This is a genomic window from Kitasatospora sp. P5_F3 (assembly GCF_054049135.1).
The window spans coordinates 1-2,875 of record NZ_JBFUMY010000171.1; the positions used below are offsets into that span (position 1 = coordinate 1).

General features: G+C 70.6%; 3 protein-coding genes and 1 pseudogene. 2 read left to right on the forward strand and 2 right to left on the reverse strand.

Going from position 1 to position 2,875, the window contains the following annotated elements; all coding sequences use genetic code 11:
- A partial coding sequence (locus tag ACXJMZ_RS37025) for a DUF4328 domain-containing protein (protein ID WP_457034387.1) occupies positions 1-339 on the forward strand: 339 nt, incomplete at its 5' end.
- A 1,003-nt stretch (positions 340-1,342) separates the two neighbouring features.
- Here the strand turns inward: ACXJMZ_RS37025 and ACXJMZ_RS37030 are convergent.
- Both ACXJMZ_RS37030 and ACXJMZ_RS37035 read right to left on the reverse strand, forming a co-directional pair.
- Positions 1,343-1,699 carry a hypothetical protein gene (locus ACXJMZ_RS37030; RefSeq protein ID WP_457034388.1) on the reverse strand — a complete coding sequence of 119 codons (357 nt, stop codon included), beginning with the start codon at positions 1,697-1,699 and terminating at the stop codon, positions 1,343-1,345.
- 24 nt (positions 1,700-1,723) lie between these two features.
- On the reverse strand, positions 1,724-2,269 hold the full coding sequence (locus ACXJMZ_RS37035) for a TetR/AcrR family transcriptional regulator (RefSeq protein ID WP_457034389.1): 546 nt from the start codon (positions 2,267-2,269) through the stop codon (positions 1,724-1,726).
- A gap of 276 nt (positions 2,270-2,545) precedes the next feature.
- On the opposite strand from ACXJMZ_RS37035, the pseudogene ACXJMZ_RS37040 reads away from it, so the two are divergent.
- A pseudogene (locus tag ACXJMZ_RS37040) lies at positions 2,546-2,875 on the forward strand (hypothetical protein); the annotation flags it as partial.

A 2,875-nucleotide genomic window follows, 5' to 3' on the forward strand; every position in this document is an offset into this window, starting at 1 on the left:
CACGTACACACGTACACGCCGGGACGGACCGTCGGCGTGTGGTTCGTGCCGGTGCTGATGTGGTGGGCGCCGCGCAGGGCCGCGCTCGACATCGCGCGGGCCGGCCACCCGGAGGCATCGCCCTGGGTGATCAACGCCTGGTGGGGCGCCTGGATCGCCAAGTCCGTGGGGATCCCGCTCTGGATGGCGGTCGACCTGGACGGGAGCCCGAATCAGCCCGGGATCGCCGTGGTCCACGTCGTCGCCTGCGCCTTGGCCATCGGGATGATCCAGCAGGTCACCAACGGCCAGTCATCGAGGATCAAGGCGGCCAGTCCACAGCTGGTCCTGCATGCCTGAGCGGGATCGGCAGGCGGCGTCGAACAAGACGGTGCGTCAGGCGCTCGGCCGCTTGGGTGCGGGTGTACAGCCGTCCCCGGGGGGCGAGGAAGCCGTAGATAGACGTGGGTGCCGTTCCTGCGCCTGTGCCACCGCAGTGGAGCAGGCCCCGTCGCTGCAAGGCGAGACGGTACGCGCGGCGGCGCGCCGGTTCAACGTTCATGCTCAGCGACGACCTGAAAGCGTACGCAGGTAGTCACTGACGGCCGCTGCACCGTCAGTGCTCCGCCGGTTGCCGAGACCTATAGGCGCCCGCGGCGAGATGTCGCGCTGTCGGGTTCGTCAGCTGAGGCCCAGGCGCCGGGATTCGGTCCAGTTTGCCGGCGCGGACCACTTGGGCGCGACCGGCGTGGGGTATTGGCGGTTGGCGTCGGTCCCGCCGGCAGGTGCCGGTTTTTGCGGGCGGCTCGGGCCGCCGTTCCGGCCGGGACGGATTGCGCCGCGGACCACGATGGCGATGCCGACCGGAACCGGCGTCAGGAGGTGCGATTGCTTCCTTGCCGTAGGTGAGCGTGAACTGCTCGCGCGTTGGCGCGCTTGCGCCCCATGTCTGGCCGGATGCCGCAGCGGGTGCGTGCGGCCGGGCTGGTCAACCGTCGGGGGCCGGCAGGCGATCGTCGGCCTGGACGCACCGGGTGAGGTCACGTGGGTGGAGGAGTCGGCGCACTACTTGCCGCGGGCTTCGAAGCCCGGAGAGCCTGTACGTCGCTGGACGGGCGTACCGCCATGCGCGGTTCGGGCGCGCGGGCTTGGGGCTGCGCGAGAACCGCGTGCAGTCGGACGCGCCTGGCGGTCCGGCGGGGACCTGCCCGTGCTCGCGGCGGGGTCCCCGCACGAGAAACCGGAGAATGCCCGCCGCCATGTCGAGCCCTCCCCGGGGTCGGCACCGGTGGGTCTGCGGCGACGGCCGGTGGACCGGTTGGAGTCCCTGAATCCAGTTGCTCGGCCGTCTGCCGCGCAGGCCTCAGTTCACTGCTGTGGCGCGCTCGATGAGTGCCACCGCCGCACGCGGATCGGAGACCTCGATGACGAGCCGAGCGTAGCGCTGGTCCGCCAGCTCGATCACGACTGCGTTGGCCGAGTTGTGGACGTCCCAGAAGACCCGTTCTCCGTCGATGTGAAACGTGCCGGCGGTGATGAGGCCCGGGAAGTGGGTGCCGGGGGCACGAAAGCCCTTCGCCTGCCTGGAGATCCCCGGATCGGCGGTCGCGCCGCGGACGTTGGCGAGCGGGATGATCAGTCGGCTCTTGAGGGCCCAGAGCTTGTCGAGCCCCTGGATCTCGACGATCAGGGTGTCGCCGTCGATCCTGACGTTGGCCATGTCGGTTCCTTTGAGTCGGATGGTTCAGTGCTGGTCGAGGCGCTGCGCGAAGGCGGCGCCGGCCTGGTCGACGGCCGCGCTGGTGGCGCCGGACCTGGCCCGTAGGCGCAGCCCGAGAACTGTCGCGGTGAGCGCTGTGGCCAGGTTGGATGGTTCGCCGTCGTCGGCCCGGACCGAGGCTCCGGTGGCCCGGTCCAGAGCGGCGAACGCTTCAGCGACCATGTCGGCCACCTCGGTGTCCACCGGCGCGCGTTCGACCGCGGCCAGTAGARGCAGGTCGAGGCCCGCCCCCGTGGCCGGTGCGGCAAGGGCCTCTCGCACCGCCTCAAGAGGGCTGGCAGCTTCGGCAATGCGGCCGGTCAAAGGGGCGACGTCATGGTCCAGGGACCACCGCAACGCGGCCAGGTACAACCCGCGCTTACTGCCGAACGTCTTGTACAGGCTGTTGCGGTGCACACCGAGGTGAGCGACCAGATCATCGATGGAGGTGCCGTCATAGGTCCGGCCGGCGAACAGCTCCGCTGCCGACCGAACCACTTCGGTCTCGTCAAATCCTCTCGGGCGACCCATGAGACGACCATACGCAGTTTAGGAACACTCGGTCAAGAACAATCGTTCCTAAACGTGTGCCCTCAGGGTCGAGCGGCCGCTGCGTGCGGTGACGCGAACGACCTGCCGGTCCAAGCGGGCCGAGCAGAAGCGAGCGGGACGTCGCCGAGGCTCTGTTCGTGCGGGCGGCGTGTGGGTGTCACGCCTGCCAACGAGGTGACGGTCGCACGAGGGACGGACCCAAGCAGGGCAAGACCGCCCGCGTCATCATCCCCGTGTACCTCCCCGTCCCCAACGATGCCGCCGACCCCACCAAGGTCACCGCCGCCGACCCCACCGCCCAGGCCGAAGCCGAAAGCCAGATCGACGCCTCCGCGTTCCGCACCGTATGGCGGCCGGAGCGGCTGCCGTCGGGCTGCTTCCCGGGGGCGGGGAGCGGCCGACCGGAGCGGCCGGTCCGCCCGCAGTTCGCCGCCCCTCGACCGGCAGCGCTACCTGGGCGGGGCCGGCCTGCTGGCCCCGGTCCGGGTCAACGAGCTGGACCAGCTCGGCATGATCTGGGACAAGCACGCCCGCTCCTGGGAGCGGGGCTACGCCCACGCCCGGGCCTGGGCCGAGACGTACGGG

Coding starts and splice junctions, on each gene's coding strand:
- ACXJMZ_RS37030 (WP_457034388.1), bottom strand. CDS start 1,699: ATGGCCAACGTCAGGATCGACGGCGACACCCTGATCGTCGAGATCCAG.